Source organism: Serratia sp. T13T92 (assembly GCF_047530105.1).
Taxonomy (GTDB): domain Bacteria; phylum Pseudomonadota; class Gammaproteobacteria; order Enterobacterales; family Enterobacteriaceae; genus Chania; species Chania fonticola.
In genome coordinates this window covers 15,733-41,800 of the sequence record NZ_JBLJAK010000011.1, presented here as the reverse complement: position 1 = coordinate 41,800, position 26,068 = coordinate 15,733, and the positions used below count along the sequence as shown (strand labels likewise).

General features: G+C 55.5%; 29 protein-coding genes. 11 read left to right on the top strand and 18 right to left on the bottom strand.

Annotated features, from left to right (window positions below; all coding sequences use genetic code 11):
* Window position 1 precedes the first annotated feature (1 nt).
* From paaX to paaA, 12 genes are all read right to left on the bottom strand, one after another.
* Window positions 2–943 (bottom strand): phenylacetic acid degradation operon negative regulatory protein PaaX, encoded by a 942-nt coding sequence (gene paaX, locus ACMV5I_RS13010; protein WP_071680927.1) that lies wholly within the window; start codon window positions 941–943, stop codon window positions 2–4.
* A 245-nt stretch (window positions 944–1,188) separates the two neighbouring features.
* Window positions 1,189–2,496, bottom strand: coding sequence for a phenylacetate--CoA ligase PaaK (gene paaK / locus ACMV5I_RS13005; protein ID WP_414824520.1), 1,308 nt, complete (start codon window positions 2,494–2,496; stop codon window positions 1,189–1,191).
* Window positions 2,497–2,515: 19 nt separating this feature from the next.
* A complete protein-coding gene (pcaF, locus tag ACMV5I_RS13000) occupies window positions 2,516–3,721 on the bottom strand; it encodes a 3-oxoadipyl-CoA thiolase (protein WP_174334280.1) in 1,206 nt (401 codons plus the stop codon).
* Window positions 3,718–4,158: a hydroxyphenylacetyl-CoA thioesterase PaaI gene (paaI, locus tag ACMV5I_RS12995; RefSeq protein WP_024485592.1), complete on the bottom strand. Its 441-nt coding sequence runs from the start codon at window positions 4,156–4,158 to the stop codon at window positions 3,718–3,720. Before paaI ends, pcaF begins: the two co-directional genes overlap by 4 nt.
* Window positions 4,158–5,687 carry a 3-hydroxyacyl-CoA dehydrogenase gene (locus ACMV5I_RS12990; RefSeq protein ID WP_414824519.1) on the bottom strand — a complete coding sequence of 510 codons (1,530 nt, stop codon included), beginning with the start codon at window positions 5,685–5,687 and terminating at the stop codon, window positions 4,158–4,160. The genes paaI and ACMV5I_RS12990 overlap by 1 nt, the downstream gene beginning before the upstream one ends.
* 13 nt (window positions 5,688–5,700) lie before the next feature.
* Window positions 5,701–6,498: a 2-(1,2-epoxy-1,2-dihydrophenyl)acetyl-CoA isomerase PaaG gene (gene paaG / locus ACMV5I_RS12985; RefSeq protein WP_121607198.1), complete on the bottom strand. Its 798-nt coding sequence runs from the start codon at window positions 6,496–6,498 to the stop codon at window positions 5,701–5,703.
* Between the two features lie 3 nt (window positions 6,499–6,501).
* Window positions 6,502–7,275, bottom strand: coding sequence for a 2,3-dehydroadipyl-CoA hydratase PaaF (gene paaF / locus ACMV5I_RS12980; protein WP_414824518.1), 774 nt, complete (start codon window positions 7,273–7,275; stop codon window positions 6,502–6,504).
* Between the two features lie 9 nt (window positions 7,276–7,284).
* On the bottom strand, window positions 7,285–8,343 hold the full coding sequence (paaE, locus tag ACMV5I_RS12975) for a 1,2-phenylacetyl-CoA epoxidase subunit PaaE (RefSeq protein WP_284121368.1): 1,059 nt from the start codon (window positions 8,341–8,343) through the stop codon (window positions 7,285–7,287).
* 14 nt (window positions 8,344–8,357) lie between these two features.
* Entirely contained in the window at window positions 8,358–8,855 is a 498-nt protein-coding gene (gene paaD, locus ACMV5I_RS12970) for a 1,2-phenylacetyl-CoA epoxidase subunit PaaD (protein ID WP_414824557.1), read from the bottom strand.
* Window positions 8,856–8,863: 8 nt separating this feature from the next.
* On the bottom strand, window positions 8,864–9,625 hold the full coding sequence (paaC, locus tag ACMV5I_RS12965) for a 1,2-phenylacetyl-CoA epoxidase subunit PaaC (RefSeq protein ID WP_261466595.1): 762 nt from the start codon (window positions 9,623–9,625) through the stop codon (window positions 8,864–8,866).
* Between the two features lie 9 nt (window positions 9,626–9,634).
* Window positions 9,635–9,922 (bottom strand): 1,2-phenylacetyl-CoA epoxidase subunit PaaB, encoded by a 288-nt coding sequence (paaB, locus tag ACMV5I_RS12960; protein WP_021180891.1) that lies wholly within the window; start codon window positions 9,920–9,922, stop codon window positions 9,635–9,637.
* Window positions 9,923–9,936: 14 nt separating this feature from the next.
* Window positions 9,937–10,875, bottom strand: a complete 939-nt coding sequence (gene paaA / locus ACMV5I_RS12955) for a 1,2-phenylacetyl-CoA epoxidase subunit PaaA (RefSeq protein ID WP_237734238.1) — start codon at window positions 10,873–10,875, stop codon at window positions 9,937–9,939.
* A 318-nt stretch (window positions 10,876–11,193) separates the two neighbouring features.
* On the opposite strand from paaA, the gene paaZ reads away from it, so the two are divergent.
* Window positions 11,194–13,266: a phenylacetic acid degradation bifunctional protein PaaZ gene (gene paaZ, locus ACMV5I_RS12950; RefSeq protein WP_414824517.1), complete on the top strand. Its 2,073-nt coding sequence runs from the start codon at window positions 11,194–11,196 to the stop codon at window positions 13,264–13,266.
* 74 nt (window positions 13,267–13,340) lie between these two features.
* Here the strand turns inward: paaZ and ACMV5I_RS12945 are convergent, their stop codons facing one another.
* Complete coding sequence (locus ACMV5I_RS12945; RefSeq protein WP_414824516.1) at window positions 13,341–14,897, bottom strand: diguanylate cyclase; 1,557 nt, start codon at window positions 14,895–14,897, stop codon at window positions 13,341–13,343.
* A 126-nt stretch (window positions 14,898–15,023) separates the two neighbouring features.
* Here ACMV5I_RS12945 and ACMV5I_RS12940 point away from each other — a divergent pair, with 126 nt between their 5' ends.
* On the top strand, window positions 15,024–15,221 hold the full coding sequence (locus ACMV5I_RS12940) for a hypothetical protein (protein ID WP_121607190.1): 198 nt from the start codon (window positions 15,024–15,026) through the stop codon (window positions 15,219–15,221).
* Between the two features lie 45 nt (window positions 15,222–15,266).
* Here ACMV5I_RS12940 and ACMV5I_RS12935 read toward each other — a convergent pair whose 3' ends face one another.
* Window positions 15,267–15,683 carry a VOC family protein gene (locus ACMV5I_RS12935; RefSeq protein ID WP_414824515.1) on the bottom strand — a complete coding sequence of 139 codons (417 nt, stop codon included), beginning with the start codon at window positions 15,681–15,683 and terminating at the stop codon, window positions 15,267–15,269.
* Window positions 15,684–16,169: 486 nt separating this feature from the next.
* Here ACMV5I_RS12935 and ACMV5I_RS12930 point away from each other — a divergent pair, with 486 nt between their 5' ends.
* Window positions 16,170–16,418, top strand: a complete 249-nt coding sequence (locus ACMV5I_RS12930; RefSeq protein WP_021805741.1) for a GlsB/YeaQ/YmgE family stress response membrane protein — start codon at window positions 16,170–16,172, stop codon at window positions 16,416–16,418.
* Between the two features lie 84 nt (window positions 16,419–16,502).
* Window positions 16,503–16,892, top strand: coding sequence for a YidB family protein (locus ACMV5I_RS12925; RefSeq protein WP_021180899.1), 390 nt, complete (start codon window positions 16,503–16,505; stop codon window positions 16,890–16,892).
* 35 nt (window positions 16,893–16,927) lie between these two features.
* Here the strand turns inward: ACMV5I_RS12925 and ACMV5I_RS12920 are convergent, their stop codons facing one another.
* Window positions 16,928–17,935 (bottom strand): NAD(P)H-quinone oxidoreductase, encoded by a 1,008-nt coding sequence (locus tag ACMV5I_RS12920; protein WP_202809899.1) that lies wholly within the window; start codon window positions 17,933–17,935, stop codon window positions 16,928–16,930.
* Window positions 17,936–18,072: 137 nt separating this feature from the next.
* Window positions 18,073–18,282: a hypothetical protein gene (locus ACMV5I_RS12915; protein WP_021805739.1), complete on the bottom strand. Its 210-nt coding sequence runs from the start codon at window positions 18,280–18,282 to the stop codon at window positions 18,073–18,075.
* Window positions 18,283–18,453: 171 nt separating this feature from the next.
* Here ACMV5I_RS12915 and ACMV5I_RS12910 point away from each other — a divergent pair, with 171 nt between their 5' ends.
* The 3 genes from ACMV5I_RS12910 (at window position 18,454) to dsrB (ending at window position 20,271) form a co-directional block, all read left to right on the top strand.
* The gene (locus tag ACMV5I_RS12910; RefSeq protein WP_237734237.1) at window positions 18,454–19,350 is read left to right on the top strand and encodes an ion transporter; all 897 of its coding nucleotides are present in this window, start codon (window positions 18,454–18,456) and stop codon (window positions 19,348–19,350) included.
* A 287-nt stretch (window positions 19,351–19,637) separates the two neighbouring features.
* Window positions 19,638–19,850: a transcription antiterminator/RNA stability regulator CspE gene (cspE, locus tag ACMV5I_RS12905; RefSeq protein ID WP_004946278.1), complete on the top strand. Its 213-nt coding sequence runs from the start codon at window positions 19,638–19,640 to the stop codon at window positions 19,848–19,850.
* A 220-nt stretch (window positions 19,851–20,070) separates the two neighbouring features.
* On the top strand, window positions 20,071–20,271 hold the full coding sequence (gene dsrB / locus ACMV5I_RS12900) for a protein DsrB (RefSeq protein ID WP_021180904.1): 201 nt from the start codon (window positions 20,071–20,073) through the stop codon (window positions 20,269–20,271).
* Window positions 20,272–20,458: 187 nt separating this feature from the next.
* Here dsrB and rcsA read toward each other — a convergent pair whose 3' ends face one another.
* Window positions 20,459–21,088, bottom strand: a complete 630-nt coding sequence (gene rcsA / locus ACMV5I_RS12895) for a transcriptional regulator RcsA (RefSeq protein ID WP_414824514.1) — start codon at window positions 21,086–21,088, stop codon at window positions 20,459–20,461.
* A 322-nt stretch (window positions 21,089–21,410) separates the two neighbouring features.
* On the opposite strand from rcsA, the gene ACMV5I_RS12890 reads away from it, so the two are divergent.
* Window positions 21,411–21,629, top strand: a complete 219-nt coding sequence (locus ACMV5I_RS12890; protein ID WP_414824513.1) for a hypothetical protein — start codon at window positions 21,411–21,413, stop codon at window positions 21,627–21,629.
* Between the two features lie 146 nt (window positions 21,630–21,775).
* A complete protein-coding gene (locus tag ACMV5I_RS12885; RefSeq protein ID WP_414824512.1) occupies window positions 21,776–22,513 on the top strand; it encodes a GNAT family N-acetyltransferase in 738 nt (245 codons plus the stop codon).
* Here the strand turns inward: ACMV5I_RS12885 and ACMV5I_RS12880 are convergent.
* Window positions 22,467–23,879 (bottom strand): pyridoxal phosphate-dependent decarboxylase family protein, encoded by a 1,413-nt coding sequence (locus tag ACMV5I_RS12880; RefSeq protein ID WP_414824556.1) that lies wholly within the window; start codon window positions 23,877–23,879, stop codon window positions 22,467–22,469. The genes ACMV5I_RS12885 and ACMV5I_RS12880 overlap by 47 nt on opposite strands.
* A gap of 105 nt (window positions 23,880–23,984) precedes the next feature.
* Here ACMV5I_RS12880 and ACMV5I_RS12875 point away from each other — a divergent pair, with 105 nt between their 5' ends.
* Together ACMV5I_RS12875 and ACMV5I_RS12870 are read left to right on the top strand one after the other, a co-directional pair.
* Window positions 23,985–24,857, top strand: a complete 873-nt coding sequence (locus ACMV5I_RS12875) for a LysR substrate-binding domain-containing protein (RefSeq protein ID WP_414824511.1) — start codon at window positions 23,985–23,987, stop codon at window positions 24,855–24,857.
* 472 nt (window positions 24,858–25,329) lie between these two features.
* A complete protein-coding gene (locus ACMV5I_RS12870; RefSeq protein WP_021180910.1) occupies window positions 25,330–26,028 on the top strand; it encodes an MgtC family protein in 699 nt (232 codons plus the stop codon).
* The last annotated feature ends 40 nt before the right edge of the window (window positions 26,029–26,068 follow it).

The following is a 26,068-nucleotide window of genomic DNA, read 5'->3' as shown; positions in this document are numbered from 1 at the left end:
CTCAAAATGTAGTGGGATCGCGCGGCAGTCCGCCAAAGCGGCGATAGTAACCGGCACTGGGTGCAGGTAGGGTGCCGATGGAGGTTTCTGCCAAAGCGCTGACATATTCCGTCGCGGCGCGATCCACTCGCTGATAGATATTGATGCACAGGTTGCGGGCGATTTGGCCCTCCCATTGAGCGGGTAACAGGGCATCTGGCAGCAGGGGATCTTTCAACACCACGCGGCGGAAAAAGTGGATTAATAATAGCTTAATCTGAAAGCATCGCAGGGGCGTCAGTTCCTGCTCGTCGGCTTCGCGCAGTAAGGCCATCAATGGGCGGAAGGAGACGATAAACTCATGGTAGTAACCGGCCACCTCGCTCAACGACCAGCAGTTAGCGACCATTTGCCGCAGCGTCTGTTCGGAACGGTTATAGGGATAGTCGGCACGGAAGTAGATCACCTGTTCACTGGCGTTGAGCTCGCCGAGCAGGGCGGTGACGTCGGTTTGCGCATGGGTGGGGGCGGCCATCAGGTTGTTGGCGATCTGGCCAAAGCCCAGCCAGCCCAGCTCTTTTTTCAGCCGTGCACGCTCGGTTTTTTCCGCACTCTCCAACAGCAGTAGCTCCCACTTGCCATCCCACTGCGGCTGTTCGCTGAGGTAGATTTTGGATTCGGCATGGCGAAACTGGCGCATACCCTGTTCGGTAACGCGGTAATAGCTGCGCCGCCCGATCTTTTCTACGTCCAGCCAACCCTCTTTTTGCAAACGAAATACCGAGGTACGCACAAAGCGATCGCCGAAGCCCAGGGCTTCCAGCAGTGCGCTTAAGCTGCCCAGCCACACCTCACCGCCGCGATGGCTCAGCGCATCGCCGTAGAGTGAGATGATCAGCGAGGTCCCGCTGATCGGTTGGGCGCTTAACGCATGGCGGATAAAGTCGTCCAGTTTATGTTCCATATTTTTCCCTGGGTAAGCCTTTGCTGAGACACGACATTAGCATAAATGACAAAGGCTTGCCCCTCACCCCAACCCTCTCCCACAGGGAGAGGGAGCTGGTAGCCCCTGCTCGTTTGGAAGCAAAACGATAATCTCAGCAAACTAGGGCTTCTCTTCATCTCATCCAAGGTGAATCACTCTAATTTCAAACACACTCGATCGGTCCCCTCTCCTTTTGGGAGAGGGTTAGGGTGAGGGGTAAAAACTTAACGTGGCCGCAGATCGATCACCCGCTGGGCCTTGCCTTCCGAACGTGGAATATCGCCACAGTTGGCAATGCTGACATCGGTGCTGACCCCGACAATCGATTTGATATGGTGACGCAGCTGGTGGCAGATATCGCAACGCTGCTGGTGGTTGAGCGTCAACGCCGACTCTTTCAGCTCCACCCGCACGGCCAAGGTATCCAGATGCCCTGCACGGCTCACCTGCAGCTGATAATGCGGCGACAGATGCTCGAACTGCATAATCTGTTCTTCGACCTGTGAAGGGAATACGTTCACGCCGCGGATGATCAGCATATCGTCGGAACGGCCGGTGATTTTGCCCATCCGGCGCATGTTGCGGGCATCCCCTGGCATTAGATGGGTAAGGTCGCGCGTACGATAGCGGATCACCGGCAGTGCCTCTTTGGTCAGCGTGGTGAAAACCAGTTCGCCATGATCGCCGTCGGCCTGTATCGCGCCCGTCTCCGGGTTGATGATCTCCGGCAGGAAGTGATCTTCCCAGATGGTCGGGCCGCCGCCGCTTTCGGCACATTCCATCGCCACGCCAGGCCCCATCACTTCGGAAAGGCCGTAGATATCCAGCGCCTTGATCCCCATGCGTGACTCGATCTCATGGCGCAGGGATTCTGACCAGGGTTCTGCACCGAACACGCCCAAACGCAGTGAGCAGTTGCGAGCATCGCCCCCCATTTTGCGTTCCAGCTCGTCGATCAGCGTCAGGCAGTAGGAAGGGGTCACCATGATCACGTCGGGTTTGAAATCCAGGATCAGCTGCACCTGCTTCTCAGTCTGGCCGCCGGACACCGGGATCACCGTCGCACCCAGGCGTTCTGCGCCATAGTGCGCGCCCAGCCCGCCGGTAAACAGGCCGTAACCGTAGGCAACGTGGATTTTGTCTTTGGCCGTGGCCCCGGCAGAGCGCAGGCAGCGGGCGACAATATCGGCCCAGTTATCGATATCCCGCTGGGTATAACCTACTACCGTTGGGCGACCTGTGGTGCCAGATGAAGCATGAATGCGTACCACCTGTTCCATCGGTACGGCAAAGGTGTCGAACGGGTAGTTGTCACGCAGATCCTGTTTGGTGGTGTAGGGGAACAACGCCAGATCGCTCAGTTGCTTCAGATCGCTCGGGTGAACGCCGGCCTGATCGAACTTGCGCTGATACATCGGTACGTTGTTGTAGGCATGGTGCAGGGTCCATTGCAGGCGTTCCAGCTGTAATGCTTCGATTTCGTCGCGTGAAGCAAATTCAATCGCGTCGATGGGCCGTGGATTTGTAGTCATCTTTTTAGCCTCGCAGGTGTTAGACACGCTCAATAATCATGGCAATGCCCTGACCGACGCCAATGCACATGGTGCACAGTGCGTAGCGGCCAGCGCGACGTTCCAGCTCAAACAGGGCGGCCAGCGCCAGGCGCGCACCGCTCATGCCCAATGGATGGCCAAGCGCGATGGCACCCCCGTTGGGATTGACCTGTTCGGCATCATCCGGCAGACCAAGCTGGCGCAACACCGCCAACGCCTGTGCGGCGAATGCTTCGTTAAGTTCAATGACGTCCATCTGCGCCAGGCTTAACCCGGCGATTTCCAGGACTTTACGGGTCGCGGGCAGCGGGCCGATCCCCATCAATCGTGGCTCCACGCCGCAGGTGGCGGTGGCGACAATACGCGCCCGTGGCGTCAGGCCTTGCTGCAACGCCATGGCTTCGGAAGCGACAATCAGCGCCGCCGCACCGTCGTTGACGCCAGAAGCATTGCCAGCGGTGATACATCCCGGCTGACGGAACGGTGTTTTCAGTTTTTGCAGTTGCTCCAGCGTGGTTTCTGCGCGTGGATGTTCGTCTTCGCTGAACTGAGTAATGACTCCTTTCTTGCCGCTGAGGCTCACCGGGATAATTTCCTGTGCCAGGATCCCCCTCTGTTGTGCCAGGGCGGTACGCTGCTGGCTGCGCAGGGCAAAGGCATCCTGATCGGCACGGCTGATGCCAAACTGCGCCGCGACGTTTTCGGCGGTTTCCGGCATCGAGTCGGTACCGAAAGCCGCATGCATCAGCGGGTTAACAAATCGCCAGCCGATGGTGGTATCAAACAGCTGTGCCTGACGGCTGAAAGCGCTGTCCGCCTTGCCCATTACCAGCGGGGCACGGGTCATGGATTCGGCCCCTCCGGCCAGGACCAGGCTGGCTTCTCCGGCCTTAATGCTACGGGCCGCCATCGCCAACGCATCCAACCCCGAACCGCATAGCCGGTTGATGGTGGTACCGGAAACGTTTTGTGGCAGCCCGGCCAGCAGCGCCGCCATACGGGCCAGATTGCGGTTGTCTTCCCCGGCCTGATTGGCGCAGCCGAGGATCACGTCATCCACCCGCGACCAATCCACATTCGGGTGGCGCTCCAGCAGAGCACGCAGCGGCAGGGCGGCTAAATCGTCGGCCCGCACGTTTGCCAGCGCGCCGCCGTAACGGCCAATCGGCGTGCGGACGCCATCGCAAATAAAGGCCTGATTCATGGCTGCTCTCCTAAAATGCTGTGGCCCAACCGATGGGCGCGGCCACGGAACCAGGCGACGGTTTTCCCCAGTTGGTTAACGATTTCAACGTCGTATAACCCGGTGGTTTTACCCTGATGGCGCACTTCAGCGCAGGCGGTGAGGCGATCGCCTGCCAGCGCGGGGCGGATAAAATCGATGGTGCAACCGGATGCGACCGCTGCCAGCCCCTGACTGTTGCAGGCATAAGCAAACGCGGTATCTGCCAGGCTGAACAACTGGCCACCGTGACAGGTTTGGTGGCCATTGAGCATCTGTGGGCCGACTGTCATGCTGACTTTGGCCATGCCTGCATCCACGGCATCGATGCGCATATCCATTGCCTGTGCGCAGGTATCCTGGCTAAACATCTGTTCGGCGCAGCGCTGGGCCAGCGCGCGGGGAGTGTTGGCATTCATCAGCATTTGGCTCCTGAATAATTGGCGGCATAACGGCGCAGCAGCGGCATTGGGCGATAGCGGGGTTCCGCGTAATAACGTTGCAGGTTTTCCAGCGTGGTGAGGATCTGTTGCCAGCCGAGCTTGCTGCCCCAGGCCAGCGGACCTTGCGGGTAGTTGACGCCAAACCGCATGGCATCGTCGGTATCGGCAGCGTTGGCCACGCCTTTGTTCACCACGTCCAGGGCTTCATTAGCCAGCATGGCGACGGTGCGCATCACCAGCAGGCCAGGGTAGTCCGGCAGGTGGATCACCTGTTTACCCAGCGATTGCAGCAGGCGGATGACCTTGGCCGTGTGCGGCACCGTGTTTTGCTCGGCGCTGCTGATGGCGATAACAGGGGCGTGCTGATAGTTGACGGACAGGTCGAACAGTACCACGGGCGATCCGATTTCTTCGGCGACTTGGCTTGCTGTTTTACCATTTGTTAACATAAATGTAACTTCATCGATCCGGGCAAACGGACTGGTCTGGCCAGGATGTTTGATCGCCGCCGCATTTCCCGTCAGCAACTGTGCAAACTCACCGATGGCCGACCAGTCGCCGTGCAACGTGACGGACTGAGGCATGTCAGCCGTTACCGCCGAAGCAAAAGTTGCTGACGGCGCGACCTGATCACTGCCATAACGGTAGAAGCCCCGGCCACTCTTGCGGCCCAAATGCCCGGCAGCCACCAGCTCCTGCTGTACCAGCGAAGGAGTAAAGCGGCTGTCCTGATAGAAGGCGTGATAGACCGACTCGGTGACGGCGTAGTTGACGTCTTGGCCGATCAGATCGGTCAGTTGCAGTGGTCCCATGGCGAAACCGCCAGCATCACGTAGCACGGCGTCCAGGGTGGCCGGATCGGCAATCTGTTCTTCCAGCGCGCGCAGGGTTTCACCGTAGAAAGGCCGGGCTACGCGGTTGACGATAAAGCCTGGCGTAGAACGGCATACAACGCTGTGCTTACCCCAATGTTGAGCCAAGGCTTGCAGGTTGCTCAGCGTTTCCGGGCTGGTTTCCAGCCCACCGACGATCTCCACCAGTTTCATTAACGGAGCCGGGTTGAAGAAGTGCAGGCCTGCCATGCGCTGCGGGTGCTGAAGCGCACTGGCGATGGCGGTAATAGAGAGTGACGAGGTATTGCTGGCAAACAGCGTATCGGTAGAGCATATCGCCTCCAGGTCGCGAAACAGGCTCTGTTTGATCGCCAGCTTTTCCGCCACTGCTTCGATCACTAGGCTGCAGTCGGCCAGATCGCTCAACGAACTGGCCAACTGAATATGACCCAGCAGGGTTTCGGTGCTGTGGGCATCGGCTTTACCTGCCTCGACCCGCTTGCGCAGGCGTTGCCCGAGCTGTTCCAGCGCGCGGGAGGCGGCGGGCAAGGCAATATCGAACAGCTTGACCCGGTGTCCTGCCGCAGCGGCCACCTGGGCAATACCAATCCCCATGGTTCCGGCACCAATTACGGCGACCGGCGCAGAAGTTATCGCCATCTTCTCGTTCATGGCTGTATCCCGTTCATGACTGCTTCCCGCTGAAGTTCGGTGGGCGTTTGGCGAAGAAGGCGCTGACGCCTTCGCGATAGTCGGCACTACGGCCACCCAGGCGCTGTAAATCGCGTTCTAAATCAAGCTGCTGGTCAAGCGTATTGCTGGCCGAGCTGTACATGGCTTTCTTGATTAGCCCCAGGCCGTAGGTAGGTTGGGTAGCAAGCTGTTTGGCCATGCTTTGGGTGTGATCGGCCAACTCGGCGGCAGCCACGACCTGCCAAATCATTCCCCACTCCAGCGCCTGCTGAGCGCTGATTTTGTCCCCCAGCAGCGCCATACCCATGGCTCGCGCATGCCCGGCCAGGCGTGGCAGATACCAACTGCCGCCGGAGTCTGGCACCAGGCCCAGTTTGCAGAAAGATTGGATGAAGCTGGCGTTGTCGGCGGCCACTACGATATCGCAGGCCATTGCCAGCGCAGCACCCGCTCCGGCAGCAACGCCGTTGACCGCGCAGACAATCGGCTTGGGTAGGGCACTCAGGCGGCGGATCAACGGGTTGTAAAAACGTTCTACGGACAGCCCAAGATCTGGAGGGGCCTGATCCACACTGACGTTACGATCGTTCAGATCCTGCCCGGCGCAGAAGCCGCGCCCGGCACCGGTGATCAGCACGCAACGCACGCTGTCATCGCGTTCGGCTACGGTCAGCGCCTCGCTAAGCTGGTGGTGCATTTCATCGTTAAAGCTGTTGAGCCGGTCGGGGCGGTTCAGGGTTATGGTCAACACCCCGGCTTCGATGTGGCTAAGAATTAATGCGTTTTCCATAAATCAGCGCCCTTGATAGTTCGGTGTGCGTTTTTCGAAGAAGGCGGCAATGCCTTCCCGGCGATCTTCGGTAGCGGCCAGAGTGACGAACTGCTGGCGTTCCATCTGCAAGCCTTGGCTGAGGCTGGTTTCCTGTGCCTGTTTTAGTGCCTGTTTGGCCGCGCGCAGCGCCAGCGGTGCCTGTTGGCTGATGCGGTGGGCCAGTTGTTGAGTACGCTCCAGCGTTAATGCATCGACACAAACCTCGCTTACCAGCCCGGCTTGCAGTGCGCAGCGGGCGTCGATGGCTTCACCGGTCAGCACCATTTGATAGGCGCGGGACTTGCCCACGCTGCGGATCAGGCGTTGGGTACCACCGGCGCCGGGGATTAGGCCTAAAGTGATTTCCGGCAGGCCGAAGCGGGCGCTTTCGCCGCAAAGGGTAATGTCGCAGGCCAGAGCGAGCTCACAGCCAGCACCGAGCGCGTAACCGTTGACCGCCGCCAGCAAGGGTTTGCTGAACTGAGCCAACCGCTGCCATAGCAAAGGGCGGTGATCGAGCTGGGTAACGGCGACATCCTGCTGCTGTAATTCGCGCAGATCGGCACCGGCAGCGAAGAACCGGGCGGCACCGGCGATCACCACCGCACCGACGTCGGCATCGCTGTCGGCCTGTTCCAGTTGATAGACCAACTGCTCCAGGCAGGCAGTGCTCAACGCATTGCGGGCATCGGGGCGGTGCAGCGTCAGTGTGACCACGCGTTGCTGCTGTTCGCGCAGGATCCAAGGGGTTTCCATCGTCGGCTCCTAAACGTCAAAGTCCAGCACCACGCCTTCACCGCGTGGCCAGGACTGGCAGCTCAAGACATAGCCTGCCGCCAGTTGATCCGGCTCCAGGCTGTAGTTGATCGCCATATCCACCTCACCGGCCTTCAGTTTGCATTTGCAGGTGGCGCAGACGCCGCCTTTGCAGGCATAGGGCAGATCTGCTCCTTGGCGCAATGCGGCATCCAGAATGCTGTCATCCTCGCTGCCGACGTCGATTTTGAGGCTGCGGCCGTCGAGCCGGATCTCTACCTGAGTCGCGTTGCGGCTGCCTGCGTTGGCTGGCCGGGCAACGATGCCGCTGGTGTTGAAACGCTCGCTATGAATACGTTCGCTAGGCATACCAGCCAGCTCCAGCACCGTGTGCGCGTCGTCCATCATCGCTTCCGGGCCGCAGATAAAGGCGTGGTCGAACTCGTTGAAGTCCACCAACGTGTTACCCAGCGCAGTCAGGTGGTCACGGTCGATGCGGCCACTGAGCAGCGGGCTGTCGAGATTTTCCTGGCTAAAGAGATACAGCGGCTGGAAGCGCTGTGGATAACGGTTTTTCAGATCCGAGAGGGCTTCTTTAAACATCACCGAGCGGCTGGTGCGGTTGCCGTAAATCAGCGTGAACTGGCTGTTGGGTTCCAATTGCAACGTCGCCTTGATGATCGACAGCATCGGTGTAATGCCAGAACCGGCGGCGATCGCCAGATAGTTGCCCTGGGTTTGTGCCTGCGGCTGGTAACCAAAACGGCCCTGCGGCAGCATCACTTCCAACTCGTCTCCCACCTGCAAACTTTGGTTGATAAACGAAGAGAAGCGCCCCTGATTGATCGCCTTGATGCCGATTTGCAATACGCCGTCTTGCGGTGCGCTACAGATGGAATAGCAGCGGCGCAGCTCTTCACCGTTGACCCGCGCTTTGAGCGTCAGATGTTGGCCGGGGGTATAGCCGTAATGGGATTTCAGTTCGTCCGGGACGCGCAGCGTGATGGCTACGGCGTCTGGGGTTTCGCGCTCGATGGCCGCGACATTCAGGCGATGAAAGACCGTCATGGTTTTCAGTGCTCCTAAATACATTTGAAATAGTCGAACGGTTCCCGGCATTCGCAGCAGCGGTAAAGCGCTTTGCAGGCGGTGGAACCGAACTCGCTGATCTTTTCCGTGTGCTCGCTGCCGCAACGGGGGCACTGCACCGGGCCGTTGGCTAAAGGCTTCTCACAGGTTTGCCCCTGCGGTGGTGCCACGCCGTATTCACGCAGGCGCTGGCGAGCATCCGCATTCATCCAGTCGGTGGTCCAGGCCGGGCTGAGGCTGATGGTGATCTTCACCGGGCTGAAACCCGCCTCGTTCAGCGTCTGTTCAATGGCGTTGAGCAGGTACTCGGTCGCCGGGCAGCCGGAATAGGTTGGGGTAAAGGTGATGTGCCAGCCTGCACCGTCGCGCTCCACGTCACGTACCATGCCCAGATCGGTAATGGACAGGACCGGCAGTTCGGGATCGCTGATCTGCTGTAAGCAATGCCAGATCTGCGGGATCTCGGCCGGTTGCAGTTGGGAAATATTCATCATTGCCTCTACCAGCTACAGTTCGGGTAAGCACGTGGCAGAAACTGCATCTCTGCCAGCATCGGGCCGAGGTGTTCAGTGTGCTGCCCTTGCTTACCGCCGTGGCGAAATGCCTGCTCGGTGGGCAGCGCGAGCGTGGCCTGTTGCAGCGTATCGTTCACCATGGCTTGCCACGGTGCCTGCAATTGGCGCGGATCGACGGCAATACCCAGTTCGGCCAGCTGCAGTTCAATCTCATCGGCGTGGAACAGTTCGGCGGTGAAGCGCCACAGGTCGTTTAATGACTGCTGTATCTTCTGGTGGCTGATTTCACTGCCGTCACCCAGGCGGATCATCCAGCCGTGGCTGAAGCGCAGGTGATAATCCGCTTCCTTCAGCGATTTGGCGGCGATGGCGGCCAGTTGGCTGTCTTTGCTGCGGCTCAATTCCCGGTGCAGCAGCACGTGGTAGGTATCGAGCAGGAACTGGCGCACCAGCGTGTCGTTAAAGCCGCCGTTGGGCTGTTCTGCCAACAGCAGGTTGTGGAATTCACGTTCGTCGCGGCCAAAGGCCAGGCTGTCTTCGCTGTGCTGCGGGCCGGAAAGCTCGGCGGCATAGGCCAGGAAATTACGCGCCTGGCCCAGCAGATCGAGGCCAATATTGGCCAGTGCCAGGTCGATCTCCAGCTCAGGAGCATGGCCACACCAAGCGCACAGGCGCTGTGCCAGAATGAGCGGTGTATCGCCCAAGCGCAGGGCATAGTTGATTGTTGCTGCGTTACTCGTCGTCATGGCCTGCCTCTACATGTTCTTGATGCCGTCGGGGATGGTATAGAACGTGGGATGACGGTAGATTTTGTCGTCGGAAGGATCGAAGAATGCCGCCCGATCCTCCGCTTGAGAGGCGATCAGGTGGCAGGATTGCACTACCCAGATCGAACAGCCCTCACTGCGGCGGGTGTAGGCATCGCGGGCGTTTTCCAGCGCCATCTGATCGTCTGCTGCATGCAGGCTGCCCACATGGCGATGGGCCAAACCCTGCTTGCTGCGGATAAACACTTCATACAACGGCCATTCGGCGTGAGTCATTTTTCTCTCCTCGATTAAGCTGCATTTGCCGCGCGTTTGCTGGCATGTGCCATGGCACCATCCCGTACCCAACTGCCTTCGTCCCAGGCTTTACGCTTGGCTTGCAGGCGTTCGTGGTTGCACTGCCCACGCCCCTGGATCACTTCGTGTAGCTCCGCCCAGTCGATCTCGCCAAAGCGGTAATGCCCGCTGGCCTCATCCCATGCCAAATCGGCATCGGGAGCAGTCATACCCAGGGCTTCCAACTGCGGTACGGTGTTGTCGATAAACTTCTGCCGCAGCTCGTCATTGCTATGGCGTTTGATCTTCCAGGCCATGCTCTGTGCGCTGTGGGGGGAATCGCTATCGTTGGGGCCAAACATCATTAGCGCTGGCCACCAAAAGCGGTTGATGGCGTCCTGTAACATGGCCTTTTGCGCTTCGCTGCCCTGGGCCATCACCATCACGGCTTCATAGCCCTGACGCTGGTGGAAGCTCTCTTCTTTACAGATTTTCACCATCGCTCTGGCATAGGGGCCGTAAGAGGCACGACACAGGGCTACCTGATTGACGATGGCGGCACCGTCGACCAGCCAGCCGATCACGCCAATGTCAGCCCAGTTCAGCGTTGGATAATTGAAGATGGAGGAGTACTTCATCTGACCCGCGAGCATCTTTTGGTAGATATCTTGGCGGGTGCAGCCAAGGGTTTCCGCCGCGCTGTACAGATAAAGGCCGTGCCCGGCTTCATCCTGGACTTTCGCCAGTAACACCGCCTTGCGCCGCAGGGAAGGGGCGCGGGTCAGCCAATTGGCTTCTGGCAACATGCCGACCACTTCGGAATGCGCATGCTGGCCGATTTGCCGGATCAGATTGCGGCGATAGGCATCTGGCATCCAGTCTTTGGCTTCGATGGAGATATCGGCGGCGATCTTGTCGTCGAAGTGCTGCTGAAATTGTGCGTCAGTTGTCATGCTTGCCTCTTGGTGATTCATGTTTTTCACATTAAAACCAAAAATGTGAATCACTTTAACTAACCGTAAAGCTACAAGTTGATAACAACAAGATCAAATACAAATACTGTGGTTTTGCGATGAGCATCACAATGCGTTTTGTTATTTAATTGATTTAATTGTTTATTTATTTTTGATGTTTATCGATTACGTTGGTGTTAACTCAGCGTTTGGATGATTTTGTTTTGCTTTTGTTAAATTTTAACCTGGCGCGGAGTGGAATTTATGTGATACATCATTAATCTTAATAGTGTCTATTTATGAATTCCGGAGGAGCAAATGCAGCAGTTAACCAGTTACCTTTCTGGCGCTTGGGTATACGGCCAGGGTCAATCCCGCGAGATCCAGCATGCCGTAACCGGCGAGCCTTTGTATCAGGTCTGCTCCGACGGGCTGCCGTTGGCCGCCAGCCTGAGCTATGCCCGCAAGCTGGGTGGCGCGGCGTTGGCAAGGATGACGTTTCAGCAGCGCGCCCAGATGATGAAAGCGGTGGCTAAACACCTGCTGGCTAATAAAGAAGCGCTGTATCAGATCTCCTATCAAACCGGCGCCACGCGCAATGACAGCTGGGTTGATATCGAAGGTGGTATCGCCACGCTGTTCTCCTATGCAGGATTGGCAGGGCGCGAACTGCCGGACGATTCGCTGTGGCCGGAAGATGAGCTGATCCCACTCTCCAAGCAGTCGCAGTTTGCTGCACGCCATGTGCTGACCTCTCGCCCCGGTGTCGCATTGCATATCAACGCCTTTAACTTCCCCTGCTGGGGTATGTTGGAGAAGCTGGCACCTACCTGGCTGGCGGGGATGCCGGCCATCATCAAACCTGCCACCGCTTCGGCACAGCTAACCCAGGCGATGGTGAAACTGATTATCGACAGCGGGCTGGTGCCTGAAGGGGCATTGCAACTGATCTGCGGCGGCGTGGGCGATATGTTCGATCACCTCGATTATCAGGATGCGGTCACCTTCACTGGCTCGGCGCAAACCGGGCAGAAGCTGCGTTCCCACCCGCGCCTGCTGGAGAAGTCCATCGCCTTTACCATGGAGGCCGACTCGTTAAACTGCTGCGTGCTAGGGGAGGACGTGACGCCAGAGATGCCGGAGTTTGCGCTGTTTATCAAAGAGGTCAGCCGCGAAATGACCAGTAAGGCAGGGCAAAAGTGTACTGCTATCCGGCGTATTATCGTTCCGGTGGCCCGCATTGCCGAGGTACAGCAAGCGCTGTTGCAGCGCCTGGCTGGCGTAAAGATTGGCGATCCACAGCTGGAGCAGGTGCGGATGGGGGCGTTGGTCAATCAGGAACAGCGCGACGACGTGCAGCAAAAGGTGGAATTCCTGCTGCGCAATGGCTGTGAACCACTCTGCGGCGCAACGCTGGATGAGTTAGAAGTGGTGGGTGATGGTGCGCAATCAGGCGCTTTTTATCCGATCACTCTGCTGTACTGCGCCGATCCGTTCCGCCATCAGGCCGTACATGGCACCGAAGCGTTTGGCCCGGTGGCGACACTGATGCCTTATCAAACTACCGAACAGGCCATTGAGTTGGCGCTGCTGGGGCAAGGTAGCCTGGCCGGATCGTTGGTGACGGCTGATGCGGAGTTGGCTTCACAGTTTATTCGAGCAACCGCCTGCGCCCATGGCCGCATGTTGGTGCTGGATCGCCACGCGGCGACGGAATCGACCGGCCACGGCTCACCATTGCCTTTGTTGGTGCATGGCGGGCCTGGGCGAGCCGGCGGTGGCGAAGAGCTTGGTGGGCTGCGGGCGGTAAAACACTATATGCAGCGCACGGCGATCCAGGGCAGCCCGTCGATGCTGGCGGCCATCAGCCGTGAATGGGTACGAGGTGCCGACGTGGTGGAAGAACAGGTACACCCGTTCCGCAAATATTTTGAGCAGTTGCAGATTGGCGAGAGCTTGCTGACCGCCCGCCGTACCATTACCGAAGCCGACCTCGTCAACTTTGCCTGCCTGAGCGGCGACCATTTCTACGCGCATATGGACAAGATTGGTGCAGCGGAATCACTGTTTGGTGAGCGAGTGGCCCACGGTTACTTTGTGGTTTCTGCCGCTGCCGGGCTGTTTGTCGATCCGGGCGTCGGGCCAGTGATTGCCAACTACGGCATGGAAAACCTGCGTTTTATCGAGCCGGTGAAGATTGGTGACACTATTCAGGTGCGATTGACCTGTAAAAAGAAAATCCGCAAGCCGCAGAAAACCGCCGAGGATCGCCCACATGGCGTGGTGGTCTGGGATGTGCAGGTGCTCAACCAGCATCAGCAGGCCGTGGCGCTGTATAGCATTCTGACGCTGGTGGCGCGCCAGGAGGGGGATTTCAACACGGTGCACTAAGGCTGGATCGTCGGGGGCATCATGTTAAGATGCCCCATTATTTGCTGAAATGATCTACCCTAACTATTCTGAACCTAGAGGCTGCAAACCCGGTTCTTACCGCTTTTTTTCGCCGTATACAGGGCGTTATCCGCCACGCTGACCAGGCTCAGCGGCGTATCGTTATACGGATGCGGGACTTTTGCACTGGCACCGATGCTGGCGGTGATAATCCCCAGCGGACTGCCTGTGTGGGCGATCTTCAACTGCCGGATGCCCTCCAGGACCCGTTCGGCAAAGACGATTGCGCCTTGAAGATCGGTATCCGGCAGAATAATTGCCAGCTCCTCACCGCCGTAACGCGCCATCAGATCGCCAGGGCGGTTGACCATGCTTTGCAGCATGCGGCCCAACTGCTGCAAACACTGATCCCCAGCCACGTGGCCGTAGATATCGTTAAACTGTTTAAAATAATCAATATCCAGCATCAACAGGGCTACGCTGCGATCGTTACGTGCTGCCCGCGTCATTTCGTTTTTTAGCGCGATATCAAACTGACGGCGGTTGGCCAGGCCGGTCAAGCCATCCAGCAAAGCCAGTTCTTCCAGCGTGTGGTTCATCAGCGTCAGTTGATCACGGGTGCGCACCAGCTCGACTTCGGTCTGTACGCTTTGGTTAATCTGACGTATCAGCACCAACCCCAGGGCCAGCAGTATGGACAGCAGGACTCCTCCACCGAGTGCAAAAAGTGACGCATCGTTGCGCCAGTCGGTCAGAACGTCTTTTTTCGACAGCCCTGCGGTGATCACCAGCGGGTAACGTTCCACCTGCGAATAACCATAAACCCGTTCTACATTATCGAACTGTGAGATCATGGTGACGTTGCCAAAGGACGAGTGCGGCAGAACTTCGCGGAATAAAGGGCTGTGGGAGATATTTTTCCCGATGGCATCCTCATTGTACGGGCGGCGGTACAAAATGGAGCCGTCGGCCAGTATCAGGCTGAGTGAGGCGTCGTTGTTAAGGGCAAAGGTGTTGTAAAACTGGCGGAAATAATCGACATACAGCGTCGAAATGACCACGCCGGCAAAGCTGCCGTCCGCATGGTTCAGGCGGCGCGACACCGGGATAACCAAATCGCCGGTCGAGCGGCTGCGGATCACCTCGCCGATATAAATCATATTATTATTATGAGTGACGTGGTATTTAAAGTACGCCCGGTCGGCATTATTGGTATGGCTGAGGGGTTTACCGTTGGACGTCAGGATCCAGTTGCCCTGGGAATCATAGACAAAGCTGCCATGCAGTTGCGGAAAGTGACTGGCCTGGCTCTGCATGATTTTTTGCAGGCGTAAACGCTGGGGTTGGCCCAAGCCATCGGTTTCAATCCGTTCGCCAAGATCGGCCAGGTTACTGTCTACCTGCGCAAAGGTATCTTCGGCATGCTGTGCCAGCGATCGGGCCAGATTCTGCGAGTCATTTTCAGCAATTTGCAGGTTGCGTTGATGGGCGTTCCAGATTTGCCAGGCATTGAACATGATCAGGGTAAGCACGACGATAATAACGAACACGCCAGCCTGATAGAGTAACGGCGAGTTTTTGTTTTTCCCGGATAATGGCTGTTTTTGGGGCGGGAGCTGAGGTGCTAGCATAGCATTCCTGTCATGGAATCCGTTAGGTACGGGTATTGCGAACAATCTTAACCCTTATATTTCCATCTTGCATGTTCCGTTATATTTCCAGGATATGTTCAGCATAAATTGGTACCGGGGAGGCACATGGCAGCACTATCTGACGCGATGATGCAGGTTTTACTGACGCTGGCGGTATATTACCCGTTTACGCTTCTGGCGCTGGCCGGGGTGATGATTATCGCCTACCAGCGGCGCAAAATGCCTTTCTGGCGGTTGGCTCTGGTATTGTTGCTGGTGTTGTTTGTCTTGTTCTCCCTGGTGGCTTCTAGCTGGCATCGTTAGCGCTGGGCAGTACCTATCCTCACAGCCAGGCACTGCACCATGCGGCTACTCGACGTTGACCATCCAGTTGACACCGAACTTATCGGTCAGCATGCCAAAGCCCTTGGCCCAGAAGGTCGGTTGGAAAGGCATGGTGATGGTGCCACCTTGGGCTAGCCGGTTGAACACTTCCTCACCTTGCTCGACGTTTTCACTGAGGATCGACAGTGAATACCCACTATGTGTCTGCCCGCCTGGGTCGGCCGGACATCCATCCGATGCCATAATGACGTTATCCCCGATCACCAGCCTGGCATGCATAATCGACTCAGGATCGGCATTGGGCGGCCCATTTTGCTGCTCCTCTGCCGGAATATCTTTGTAACGCATTATGATTTCTATATTGCCGTTTAGCTGCTGGGCATAAAAATTCACCGCTTGCTCGCAGTCACCGGCAAAAAACAGATAGGGTTGAATCAACATAGTTCCTCCTCTTGGATCCTATGCCCTGCAAGGTTGCTGAATTTGTAGGGAGTGAAGATGTTCGACCAAAGGAGCGCCGAATAGAATAAAAATGTCTTGGTCAGGAATGGTTAATGGCTGTTTGGCCGACGACTTTCACATAAACAACTGCGCAGCGGAACCATCCCACACGGCGGCCAAGGTATAAACCAAAACCAAAAACAGCATGAAAGGGGGGTTGCTCATGGCGCTATCCTCGGTCGAAGTTCAGTTGAGCATCATTTAGTATAGCTGATTATCGCCACACAAGATGACAGCTGGATGAAAATTGCACAAATTTCACACGGTGATTTTCAGACTGCAAGAGGTAGGTAACTCGCTGATTTTTGACTATAGTAGTAAGGTACAGAGACGTAAATACTGTCAGAGGGTGGTCTCTGACGGTGAACGTTTTGATAATGCTGTTGCCAGCAAGTTCGGGCAATGGGTCAATTGGGGAGAGTAAAAATGGGTATCATTTCCTGGATCGTTTTTGGGTTAATCGCTGGTATTTTGGCCAAGTGGATCATGCCGGGTAAAGACGGCGGCGGCTTTATCATGACCGTGATCCTGGGTGTGGTGGGTGCAGTTGTCGGCGGCTATATCAGTACCTTCTTCGGTATGGGCCGGGTTGATGGCTTTAACCTGGGCAGCTTTGTGGTTGCCGTTATCGGTGCTCTGGTGGTGCTTTTTGTCTACAGAAAGATCAGAAGCTAAGCCGGGTTCGATCAATAGGGGTCGCTGCGGCGGCCCTTTTCTTTTAAATGCAACAAACGTACAGCGTTTGAGAAGGGGATAGCGATGGGATTATTGGATGGGTTAGTCGGGGCATTGAGCGGTGGTAAAGGCATGGATTACAGCGCCATCTTGCAGTGGGTTGAACAGCAAGGGGGCCTGCCGGCTATCCTGGACAAATTCCGCCAAGGAAATTTGGCGGACGTGGTCGCCTCCTGGATCGGTACGGGTGAAAATCAGCCAATCAGTGGCGAACACGTTGAGCAGGCGTTAAGTACTGATGCCATTGCACAACTGGCTGGCAAATTGGGGATCGATCCGGCGCAGGCTTCTGCCCTGATTGCCCAGTATTTGCCGATGATCACTGACAAACTGTCACCCAATGGTCAGGAGCCACAGGGCGGCGATCTGATGAGCGCCGGGATGGATTTGCTGAAAGGTAAACTGTTCGGCTGATATTTACCCTCCGGTTTCTAGCCGGAGGGTTGCCATTACAGGGTCAGCATAATTTTACCGATATGCGCACTGGACTCCATCAAGGCATGGGCCTGTGCGGCTTGCTCCAACGGGAACGTCTGGAAAATCTGCGGTTTTAACTCCCCGCGTTCCAGCAACGGCCACACTTTGAGTTCCAGTTCGGCAGCGATCTGGGCTTTATCTTCCACACTGCGCGCCCGCAGCGTTGAGCCGGTATGGGTCAGGCGCTTCAGCAGCAGTGGCATCAGGTTCAGTTCTTTCACTACCCCATTTTGTGTGCCGATCTGTACGATACGCCCGTCCATTGCAGCGGCACGGTAGTTTTTCTCCACGTAATCCCCCGCGATCAAATCGACGATGACATCGGCCCCTTTGCCATTGGTTGCGGTTTTGGTCAGTTCGACAAAATCTTCGGTGCGATAGTTGATGGCGACGTCGGCACCCAACGCCAGGCTGGCCTCACGTTTCTCTTCAGAGCCAACGGTAGTAATGACATAGGCGCAGAAGGCTTTGGCCAACAGGGTGGCAACCGTGCCAATGCCTGACGTACCACCGTGGATCAGCACGGTTTCCCCGGCCCGAAGATGACCACGTTGAAATACGTTGACCCAAACGGTGAAGAAGGTTTCTGGCATGGCGGCGGCTTCTATCATGCTGAAGCCTTTCGGGACCGGCAGCGCATTGCTTTCATGCACCTTGCAGTATTCGGCATAGCCCCCACCGGCGATCAGCGCACATACGGCATCACCCGGGGCATAACGTTGTACCCCAACGCCAACGGCCACCACCGTGCCAGCAATTTCCAACCCGGGAATGTCCGAGGCGCCCGGAGGTGGGGCATATTGCCCACGGCGTTGCATAACATCTGGGCGGTTGACGCCGGCGGCAGCGACTTTCACCAGTATTTCACCTTGGGCCAATACTGGTAACGGGCGTTCAGCACTCACCAGAACCTCTGGTTCGCCCGGCTGGCTGATTTCGATGACCTTCATGTTTTCAGGTAGTTGTGCGTTGGATGACATGCCGTTCTCCTTGATCAATCTGCGTATTCGGGGTATTCCCGGCTGGATTATCTTATAGGGATAACAGAGTTGGCATGTGTGCGAAAGGGCGGTTTTGTCTAGATAAGCAGAGATACCGCCGCAAAGAGGGCAGAGGATCAGTCGTTTGGCGGAATACGAAAACCTTTCAGCGAGACGATAAAGTGCTTTTTGCCTTTGGAAATCTTGGCACCCTGATCGCACCACAGGCTGGCGAGCTGGAAAAAATCGTCGCTGTCAATGTCATAGGCCAGCTCAATCTTTTTCGCCGATCCTGAGCGGATCAGCGTCTCTGCCTGCTGGTGATTAATGGCTTTTACGGTGTTCATAGGCGAAATCCTTGGTGTTAACCCGGAGCGGATAATCGCTAGCCATCATATGGCTGGATTGTGACATTTTTGTGATGAAAATATGACGTCGGGCCATTTTGCGGCCTGGCGCTCGTTCTCTCCTGATCCTGTCATGGGGTAAATTTGGTTGTGCGCAGGTTCGGATTTAGTATGAGCGCAAACCTTTTGACCAGACATTGGATTATGACCAACAAAGTGCGAAAACAAACCCTGCGCCAGCGTAGCTACCAGCTGTTGTTCGGTAACCAAACCCGAATCGGGCGCAGGATGCAGTTATTTTGGGTGAGCTCGGCGCTGCTCAGCGTGCTGTTGCTGTTTCTCGAACCCGGCGGCAGCTCGGTGTATACCCCCAATGCTCAAGTGCTTCATCAGTTGCTTTTGGCTGAGGTCTTTTTCACCGTCATTTTTACTGCGGAATATCTGTTGCGGTTGTGGTGCACGCCGAGTAAAGAGCGTTATGCCATCAGCTTTTTTGGCATTGTCGATCTGTTGACGATGCTGCCGATGTATATCATCTGGCTATTCCCGCATATGGCGGTGGAGTATGTCGTTCTGCTGCGTGTGTTGCGGATACTGCGCGTGTTGCGGGTCTTGAAACTGTTACGCTACATGAGCGAGATGGGTATTGTCTGGCGCAGCATCAAGCTGGCGCGCCATAAGCTGGCGATGTTCTTTGGCTTTGTCGGCGTGATGCTGTGCGTGTTTGGCGGCTTGATGTACGCGGTGGAAGGGGGCGCTGGTGGATTTACCAGCCTTGCCGCGTCGATGTACTGGGCGGTAGTCACGTTAACCACCGTGGGATACGGCGATATTGTGCCTCATACGGCCTTAGGGCGGATGCTGGCTTCGGTGCTGATCCTGGTTGGGTATTCGATTATTGCGGTGCCTACGGGCATCCTGACCGCCTACATGTCGCAGGAGATGCGGCGCTATCGGGAAGAGCGCCATTGTGTGCAATGCGACTGTGGTGGGCATGAAACTGAGGCGAAGTTTTGTAAATTTTGTGGCGCCGCGTTACCACCATTGTCAGTGAAATCCACAAGATAACGCCGATAATTTCGCCAGCGGGGAGCAAATTCTGTGCGTTCGCTCTCCCTTTCCAGCCTCACGAGCTAAAAAGAGTTGCTATTAAACGCCCAACATGAGTTAATGATTCTCGGCCTGTGGTACAGACCTATTTATGCACGACATTTTGAGTAAAGTAGTTCAAATTTAAAGCGTTATCCTTGATAGCTCTTCACTGACGAATTTCCTTTCTAGTGCCTCCATAAGTAACTGATGACCGGCTATTTCATGCCCATGGTGGCTTAAATTTTTTATTGAAGGAATTCAACATGTCTAACATGATCAAAGGTCAAGTGAAGTGGTTCAACGAGTCTAAAGGTTTTGGTTTCATCACTCCTGCAGACGGCAGCAAAGACGTGTTCGTACACTTCTCTGCAATCCAGGATCAAGGCTTCAAGACCCTGGCTGAAGGCCAGAACGTACAGTTCTCTATCGAGAACGGTGCTAAAGGTCCGTCAGCGGCTAACGTTACCGCTATCTAATCGGCCTCTCGCTGATTAACAAAAACCCGCCAAGGCGGGTTTTTTTGTGTCTGCGATTTGAGCCAATAGGCGGAAAAACCGTTCACGGTCGTATGTCAGAGCTCTGAAAGACCAGCCTGACATTCTGCTAAGCTTTAGTAGTCATCGCCGCATACGCAATGGTGGGTTCTTTTCGTCAACTGTAATAGACTGATATCCGAGATAAATAACGAGGTAGAGCATGAAAGTTAACGATCTGGTGACGGTAAAGACCGACGGCGGCCCTCGTCGGGAAGGGGTAGTGCTGGAAGTGGAAGTGTTTAATGAAGGCACGATGTATCTGGTGTCACTGGAAGATTACCCGGCGGGCGTGTGGTTCTTCAATGAGATCGATAGCCGCGATGGCACCTTTGTAGAACTGCGCAGTGCTGAACAGGATTAAATTTTTTCCTGCAATTAACAGCTTGCCGCCGGTCTGGCAGGTGGGCTGAAACCTGGCCGCATGGTCATGCGGTGTTGAAAGCCTGCCTAAATACCCGTAGCGGCAGCATTGCCGCTGAAAACGGGCGTTTTTCTGTCGTACTCTAACCACAGCGTTCCGCTGTCACTTTATTTGGCCGTAATGGCTATTAACGGCTGTTGACGAAAATGCCGCTGGTAAGCGTGTCGGTCAGGCGGACAACATGGTAGATAATCTGCTTGTTGTGGGTTTTGATCTTTCTTTTGATGTTTCCCTTATGGGAAGAGACGGTTTTCACCTTGATCTGCATTTGATCGGAGATCTGGATGGTGCCTTGGCCGGACATCCACATGCGTAGCATGTTTGACTCGGTTTGGCTTAGAGTGACAGGTGTCTGATCCAGCGAGCTTTTTTCCGGGCGAATCAGCTTTCTTTCGAGGTAGTGGGTGAGCAACTGGCTCATGGTTTGCGGTTTAATTGATTTTGACGAGATGATCACGTTCTTGCGGACGTATAAATAATCGTCGAAATGTACGTTGGTGATGGCCATGAAAATAAAGAATAAAGTATCGGGATTAAGAGAGATCACGCGTTTTATTCTTTCCGTCGCATCCGCCTCATGGATGAAGCAGTCTTCATTCAGGAATACCATATTAGGCTTAAGTTTGGTGCATTTCTCATGCAGGCCGTCGATATGATTGACGGCGCTAATCTGGCGCTTTTTCAACCCGTGCGACGTCAGGTAGTCGGTTAATCCTAGTCTAGTGTAACTGCATGAATCCATAATGATTATTGGCATAAAGCCCCCTGCTTAAGTCCGTTTCCACGCGGTTATAAAAAGAAAAGCCTGAAGATAAAAGGCTAAAAGTTATAAAAAAATCACATCTTATGAATGCAACTTTCTATCAATAAAACCGGCATGACTCAACGTCTTTTCGAATTATATTTTTAAATCTATCAAAAGCATCAGTTTAGCTTAAGTCGACTTATTATGCTGTGGTGACTTTTCGGCTGGAAATATCACTGGACGCCGGGTAGTCAGCCTTAAATTTGTTGCTAAGGTTAGCTATTTTCATCGTGGTACTATTTTCCGTCAATAAGATGATTCTTAAGGGTGGCTTATGGCTCGCTGTGACGCCAGAGTTGGCGGTCTTTTGACTGATTTTGTTGCTTCTGTTTCATCACCAAACGCCATTAAGTTTGCTTATTCAATTGATTGTATCAATGTATTGGCTCCAATGGTAACGATTCTTAGTTACTTTTATGTGTTTGAGGAAGGCGTCTATGAATGGAATCAAGTCAAAATAAGTAGTTCTGCTAACCATGTGGTCGTTAATTAAATAACTAATGTAAATTATTCATTTGTTAATGATTCCGGGGTGAATAACTTATCCGCGACATATCGATTTTCCTGACGTATCTTCTTACTGCGCAGAGACATCGAAATGCTGCTAGATGCGATTTCAACTCACGATCAGGAGGACAGGTGGATCACAATCAGTTTGGGCAACCCATTGGTACAGCGCTTGAGGGCTGGCAACCTGCGGGTGAACCGGGAAAACAGAGTCTCCAAGGGCGTTTCTGCTGCTTGCAGCCGATGGATATCGCGCGCCGTGCTGATGAGTTGTTTCATGCCTACCAACTGGCGGAAGACGGGCGTGACTGGACCTATCTGTCTAGTGAACGCCCCACGGAGCTGCCTGTTTTCCAACAGTACTTGCAGCGACAGCTGGCAACCCAGGGTAGAAACACCCTGGCGGTGATTGATGCGACTACCGGTAAAGCGGTCGGCACCTGTGCTTTCTTGAACATCGATCAACCCAACGGGGTGGTCGAGTTGGGGATGATCAACTGGTCACCCTTGATGAAGCGGCGTGCGATGGGGAGTGAAGCCATCTTTCTGATGCTCAAGCACGCTTTTGACGACTTGGGCTTTCGCCGTTGCGAATGGAAATGCGATCGTCTGAATGCCCCCTCTCGCGAGGCTGCACTGCGTATGGGCTTCACCTTTGAGGGGACTTTTCGCCAGGCAATGACCAGAAAGGGGCGCAATCGCGACACGGACTGGCTATCCATCATTGATGGTGAATGGCCGGTATTGCGCGAGGCGTTTACCGCCTGGCTATCGCCGTTGAATATCACAACCGACGGCCAACAGAAGCAAAGCCTCGCCACTTTCAGACCTCAGCCCGACAAGCCTGCATTGATGCCAGCGCCAAAGTAATATCCTGTTCTTCAGTCATCCAATTCACCAGGGCTGCCCGAATACCCGGTTGGCCCGCATAGCTGGTGGGCGTGCAGCGCACCACGCCGTGCCGATCCAAGCGATCGATGAAGCGGTTGCGTGCGGCGGTGGTATCGCCTGTAACGCCCTTCAGCGCAAAGCACACGATGTTCAGATCCACAGGGGCCAGCAGGCGGAAGCCTTCACTGGCCGCCAATCCGTCACCTAAATATCGCGCTAACGTTACGTTACGCTCGACGATCTCCCGCATACCGCTGCTGCCGTAGGCTTTCAATGCCATCCACAAGGGCAGGGCGCGAAAACGCCGCGAGTTCTCGGGCGTCAGGTGCAAATAGTTGTCTGGGCGCAACGTGGGGGCCTCCAGATAGGCCGAGTGATTCTGGAACACCTGCATCTGCAATGCCAGATGACGGGTAAATTGAATGGCGCTGTCATAAGGGACATTCAGCCATTTATGGGCATCTACGGTGATTGAGTCCGCTTGGTGCCAACCGTCCAGCAGATGGGCCAAGCGGGGAGAACAGGCCGCGATCCCACCAAAGGCGGCATCAACATGCAACCAGAAGGGATAGCGTGCACGTAGTGCCAGCAGGCGGGGCAGATCGTCGAAAACGCCGGTATTTACCGTGCCTGCGCTGGCGAGCACTATCGTCGGGATATCTGGCGTGGCGGCCAGATGACGCTCCAGCGCTTCGATATCAATAGCTTCGCAATCAGCCTGGCTGGCAATAGACTTTAAAGCATCACGCCCAATACCGAGCATGCTGAGCGCTTTCACGCTGCTGGCATGGGCATTGGCGGAAAGGACCTGAATTGGCCCCAAGGCGGCCAAGCCAAGCTGTGCAACATCGATCCCGCGCTGTTGCCCTAACCACTGGCGGCCGATGGCGATCCCGGTGAAGTTGGCCATGGTGGCACCGCTGACAAAGCTACCGCTGAAGTCGGCGGGCAGTTGCAGCAGGGTTTTCAATTGCTCAATCGTTGCCAGTTCGATCGCGGCCGCCACGGTATCATGGCTTAGTTGGCTATTCTGGTCGGCTGTGCTAACCAACCAGTCGGCAGCCAGCGCCGCAGGGGTGCTGCCGCCGGTGACAAAACCAAAGTAACGCGGCCCGGCACTGCCGGAAAGGCCAGCCTCATAGCGTTGCCAAAACTCTTCTAACGCCGCTAATGCCCCGCAACCCTCTTCGGCCAACCGATCGTCGCCGGTTTGCAACTGTTGGTCGGCCAAGGGCGGACATACCGCGCGCTGGCTCAAGCTGGCAAGGAAGCCCTGCGCCAATTGGTTGGTATGGTTAAGTATGTGGGGTAAATCGTCGAGATCCTGCTGCAAACGTGGGTGCATGGTCATGCCTTGGGTTAGGGGCCAGTAGGTTTGCACTATAGGCGATCCTGATCAGTGCTAATATCGATAAAAAATGACCCTTTTGGATAGTAAGGCTAACCAGTAATGAATGAGCGTCTTCCCCTGCATCTTTTGCCAACCTTTGTGATCGCTGCCCGTTTGGAGAATTTGCGTGCCACGGCGCAACGCGTCAGCCTGACTCATGGTGCCGTTAGCCAACAAATTCAGCAGCTCGAACAGGCTATTGGCTACCCACTCTTTGACCGCTCCGGGCGTGGGGTACGGCTGAATGCCGCGGGGCGCGAACTGCTGGCGGCAACTGAGCCTGCCTTACTCGCTTTGCAACAGGGCGTTGAACGAGCCAGACGGGTAGCGGTCAGCCAGATGTTGCGCATCAGCGTGCTGCCTTCCTTTGCGCATTACTGGTTGTTGCCCAGATTGGCAGAGTTTCATCGTGCTTGCCCTGGGATCCGGTTGGATATTGACGCCTCGCTGGCGATTCAGGATCTCGACCGCAAAGGATTCGATGCCGCGATCCGCATTGGTGATGGCCAATGGCTAGGCGTTCAGGCTCAGCGTATCGCCTCAGGAGTAGTGCTGCCGGTAGCGACCCCGGAGCTGGCCAGGCAATGGCAGGAGGCGTTTGATGCTGGAGATCCACAGATCCCGCTGCTTGAGCATGACGTCACTCCCTGGCATAGCTGGTTTAGCGCCGTAGGGAGAATTGGCGGTGGGCAACAGTTAGCGCTGTTCAATGATGCAGGGTTACTGCTGCGCGCAGCCGAGCAGGGGTTTGGTATTGCGCTGGTGAAGGCCGTGTTGGCGCAGGATGCGATTACAGCAGGGCGCTTGGTGCCTTTGGCGGCCGCGCTGCATTTGAATGATAGCGATGTCTATCTGGTGTGGCCACAAGCCGCCGGCTTATCGCCTGAGGTAGCAGCGTTACTGAACTGGCTACAGCAACAGCTCGTAGCGTAGGGGCCCATTGCTGAGCCCGATTAGCCCTCTTATATTATTGTGCCTATAACAGTCATTAAATAAGGGTAATACTCGGTTTAGGCTTCGTTTAATAATATAACCTTTACTTCACAACTTCATGTCATTATACTCCAGCCAAAATCACCGTGGAGAAAACCAATTGGACAGTTGCAGTAGTAGCGAAATAATAAAGGCAAGTTGACCAATCTCCCGTGATTTGTTGCTTGCCGAACACGGCGGGCAGCACCCCTCTCTAGTTATTCCGAGCTGTGCCAACCCGAACATGATTGTTGTCCCCGAGGCGCTTGCGCATTGGGCGTATTGATTCGGATATTATTATGGTATTTAACCATTACCACGGCCTTTTCCCTCCAGGCACTCAAACGCTGACTCGCTGATTAATTATCGGCGCGATTTCGCGTGTGCTTAACAGCACATGATTCAACCTCAATGATTAATTAAGGGGAAGATCATGGCTATGACTCCTTTTATCCTGAATTTATTCCTGGCAATGGGTCTGGGCGCCGTTATTGGTGCCGAGCGTCAATGGCGTCAGCGTATGGCGGGCTTGCGTACCAATTCTTTGGTTGCGACCGGGGCCGCAGTGTTTATCCTGAGCTCTTTTGACACCGAGCCTTCCAGCGCGGGGCGTATTGCTGCGCAGATCGTTTCCGGTATCGGTTTTCTCGGTGCCGGTGTGATTATGCGGGAAGGGCTGAATATCCGCGGCCTGAACACGGCGGCTACCTTGTGGTGCTCTGCGGCCATCGGCGTGCTATGTGGCCTGGGGCAGCATTGGGAAGCCGTCTGCGCTACCCTGGTGATCCTGTGTGCCAATATCCTGCTGCGTGAAGCGGCGCAGCGCATTAACCTGCAACCCCAGCAGCAGGCGGTGGATCTGGAGCTGCGTTATCGTGTCCAGGTCACCTGCGGGGAGCAGGATGAAATCCTGGTTCGTACCCTGATCCTACAGGCATTGAACGGCGTGGCATTACGTCTGCAATCGCTGCGTAGCGCCGATATTGCCATTCCTGGTCAGTTGGAAGTCTGTGCGGAAATTGTGGCTAATCCGGCCGCGCAAAAAGAGATTGAGGGCATTGTCTGCCGTATTAGTTTAGAACGCAGCGTGAGTGCCGTGCATTGGCGCGTGGCGTCAGAATTACCCGTTTAACGATAAATAACCTTCACCTGACAGGTGATAAGGATGTGTT

Coding starts and splice junctions, on each gene's coding strand:
- paaX (WP_071680927.1), bottom strand. CDS start 943: ATGGAACATAAACTGGACGACTTTATCCGCCATGCGTTAAGCGCCCAA.
- paaK (WP_414824520.1), bottom strand. CDS start 2,496: ATGACTACAAATCCACGGCCCATCGACGCGATTGAATTTGCTTCACGC.
- pcaF (WP_174334280.1), bottom strand. CDS start 3,721: ATGAATCAGGCCTTTATTTGCGATGGCGTCCGCACGCCGATTGGCCGT.
- paaI (WP_024485592.1), bottom strand. CDS start 4,158: ATGAATGCCAACACTCCCCGCGCGCTGGCCCAGCGCTGCGCCGAACAG.
- ACMV5I_RS12990 (WP_414824519.1), bottom strand. CDS start 5,687: ATGAACGAGAAGATGGCGATAACTTCTGCGCCGGTCGCCGTAATTGGT.
- paaG (WP_121607198.1), bottom strand. CDS start 6,498: ATGGAAAACGCATTAATTCTTAGCCACATCGAAGCCGGGGTGTTGACC.
- paaF (WP_414824518.1), bottom strand. CDS start 7,275: ATGGAAACCCCTTGGATCCTGCGCGAACAGCAGCAACGCGTGGTCACA.
- paaE (WP_284121368.1), bottom strand. CDS start 8,343: ATGACGGTCTTTCATCGCCTGAATGTCGCGGCCATCGAGCGCGAAACC.
- paaD (WP_414824557.1), bottom strand. CDS start 8,855: ATGAATATTTCCCAACTGCAACCGGCCGAGATCCCGCAGATCTGGCAT.
- paaC (WP_261466595.1), bottom strand. CDS start 9,625: ATGACGACGAGTAACGCAGCAACAATCAACTATGCCCTGCGCTTGGGC.
- paaB (WP_021180891.1), bottom strand. CDS start 9,922: ATGACTCACGCCGAATGGCCGTTGTATGAAGTGTTTATCCGCAGCAAG.
- paaA (WP_237734238.1), bottom strand. CDS start 10,875: ATGACAACTGACGCACAATTTCAGCAGCACTTCGACGACAAGATCGCC.
- paaZ (WP_414824517.1), top strand. CDS start 11,194: ATGCAGCAGTTAACCAGTTACCTTTCTGGCGCTTGGGTATACGGCCAG.
- ACMV5I_RS12945 (WP_414824516.1), bottom strand. CDS start 14,897: ATGCTAGCACCTCAGCTCCCGCCCCAAAAACAGCCATTATCCGGGAAA.
- ACMV5I_RS12940 (WP_121607190.1), top strand. CDS start 15,024: ATGGCAGCACTATCTGACGCGATGATGCAGGTTTTACTGACGCTGGCG.
- ACMV5I_RS12935 (WP_414824515.1), bottom strand. CDS start 15,683: ATGTTGATTCAACCCTATCTGTTTTTTGCCGGTGACTGCGAGCAAGCG.
- ACMV5I_RS12930 (WP_021805741.1), top strand. CDS start 16,170: ATGGGTATCATTTCCTGGATCGTTTTTGGGTTAATCGCTGGTATTTTG.
- ACMV5I_RS12925 (WP_021180899.1), top strand. CDS start 16,503: ATGGGATTATTGGATGGGTTAGTCGGGGCATTGAGCGGTGGTAAAGGC.
- ACMV5I_RS12920 (WP_202809899.1), bottom strand. CDS start 17,935: ATGTCATCCAACGCACAACTACCTGAAAACATGAAGGTCATCGAAATC.
- ACMV5I_RS12915 (WP_021805739.1), bottom strand. CDS start 18,282: ATGAACACCGTAAAAGCCATTAATCACCAGCAGGCAGAGACGCTGATC.
- ACMV5I_RS12910 (WP_237734237.1), top strand. CDS start 18,454: ATGAGCGCAAACCTTTTGACCAGACATTGGATTATGACCAACAAAGTG.
- cspE (WP_004946278.1), top strand. CDS start 19,638: ATGTCTAACATGATCAAAGGTCAAGTGAAGTGGTTCAACGAGTCTAAA.
- dsrB (WP_021180904.1), top strand. CDS start 20,071: ATGAAAGTTAACGATCTGGTGACGGTAAAGACCGACGGCGGCCCTCGT.
- rcsA (WP_414824514.1), bottom strand. CDS start 21,088: ATGCCAATAATCATTATGGATTCATGCAGTTACACTAGACTAGGATTA.
- ACMV5I_RS12890 (WP_414824513.1), top strand. CDS start 21,411: ATGGCTCGCTGTGACGCCAGAGTTGGCGGTCTTTTGACTGATTTTGTT.
- ACMV5I_RS12880 (WP_414824556.1), bottom strand. CDS start 23,879: ATGCACCCACGTTTGCAGCAGGATCTCGACGATTTACCCCACATACTT.
- ACMV5I_RS12875 (WP_414824511.1), top strand. CDS start 23,985: ATGAATGAGCGTCTTCCCCTGCATCTTTTGCCAACCTTTGTGATCGCT.
- ACMV5I_RS12870 (WP_021180910.1), top strand. CDS start 25,330: ATGGCTATGACTCCTTTTATCCTGAATTTATTCCTGGCAATGGGTCTG.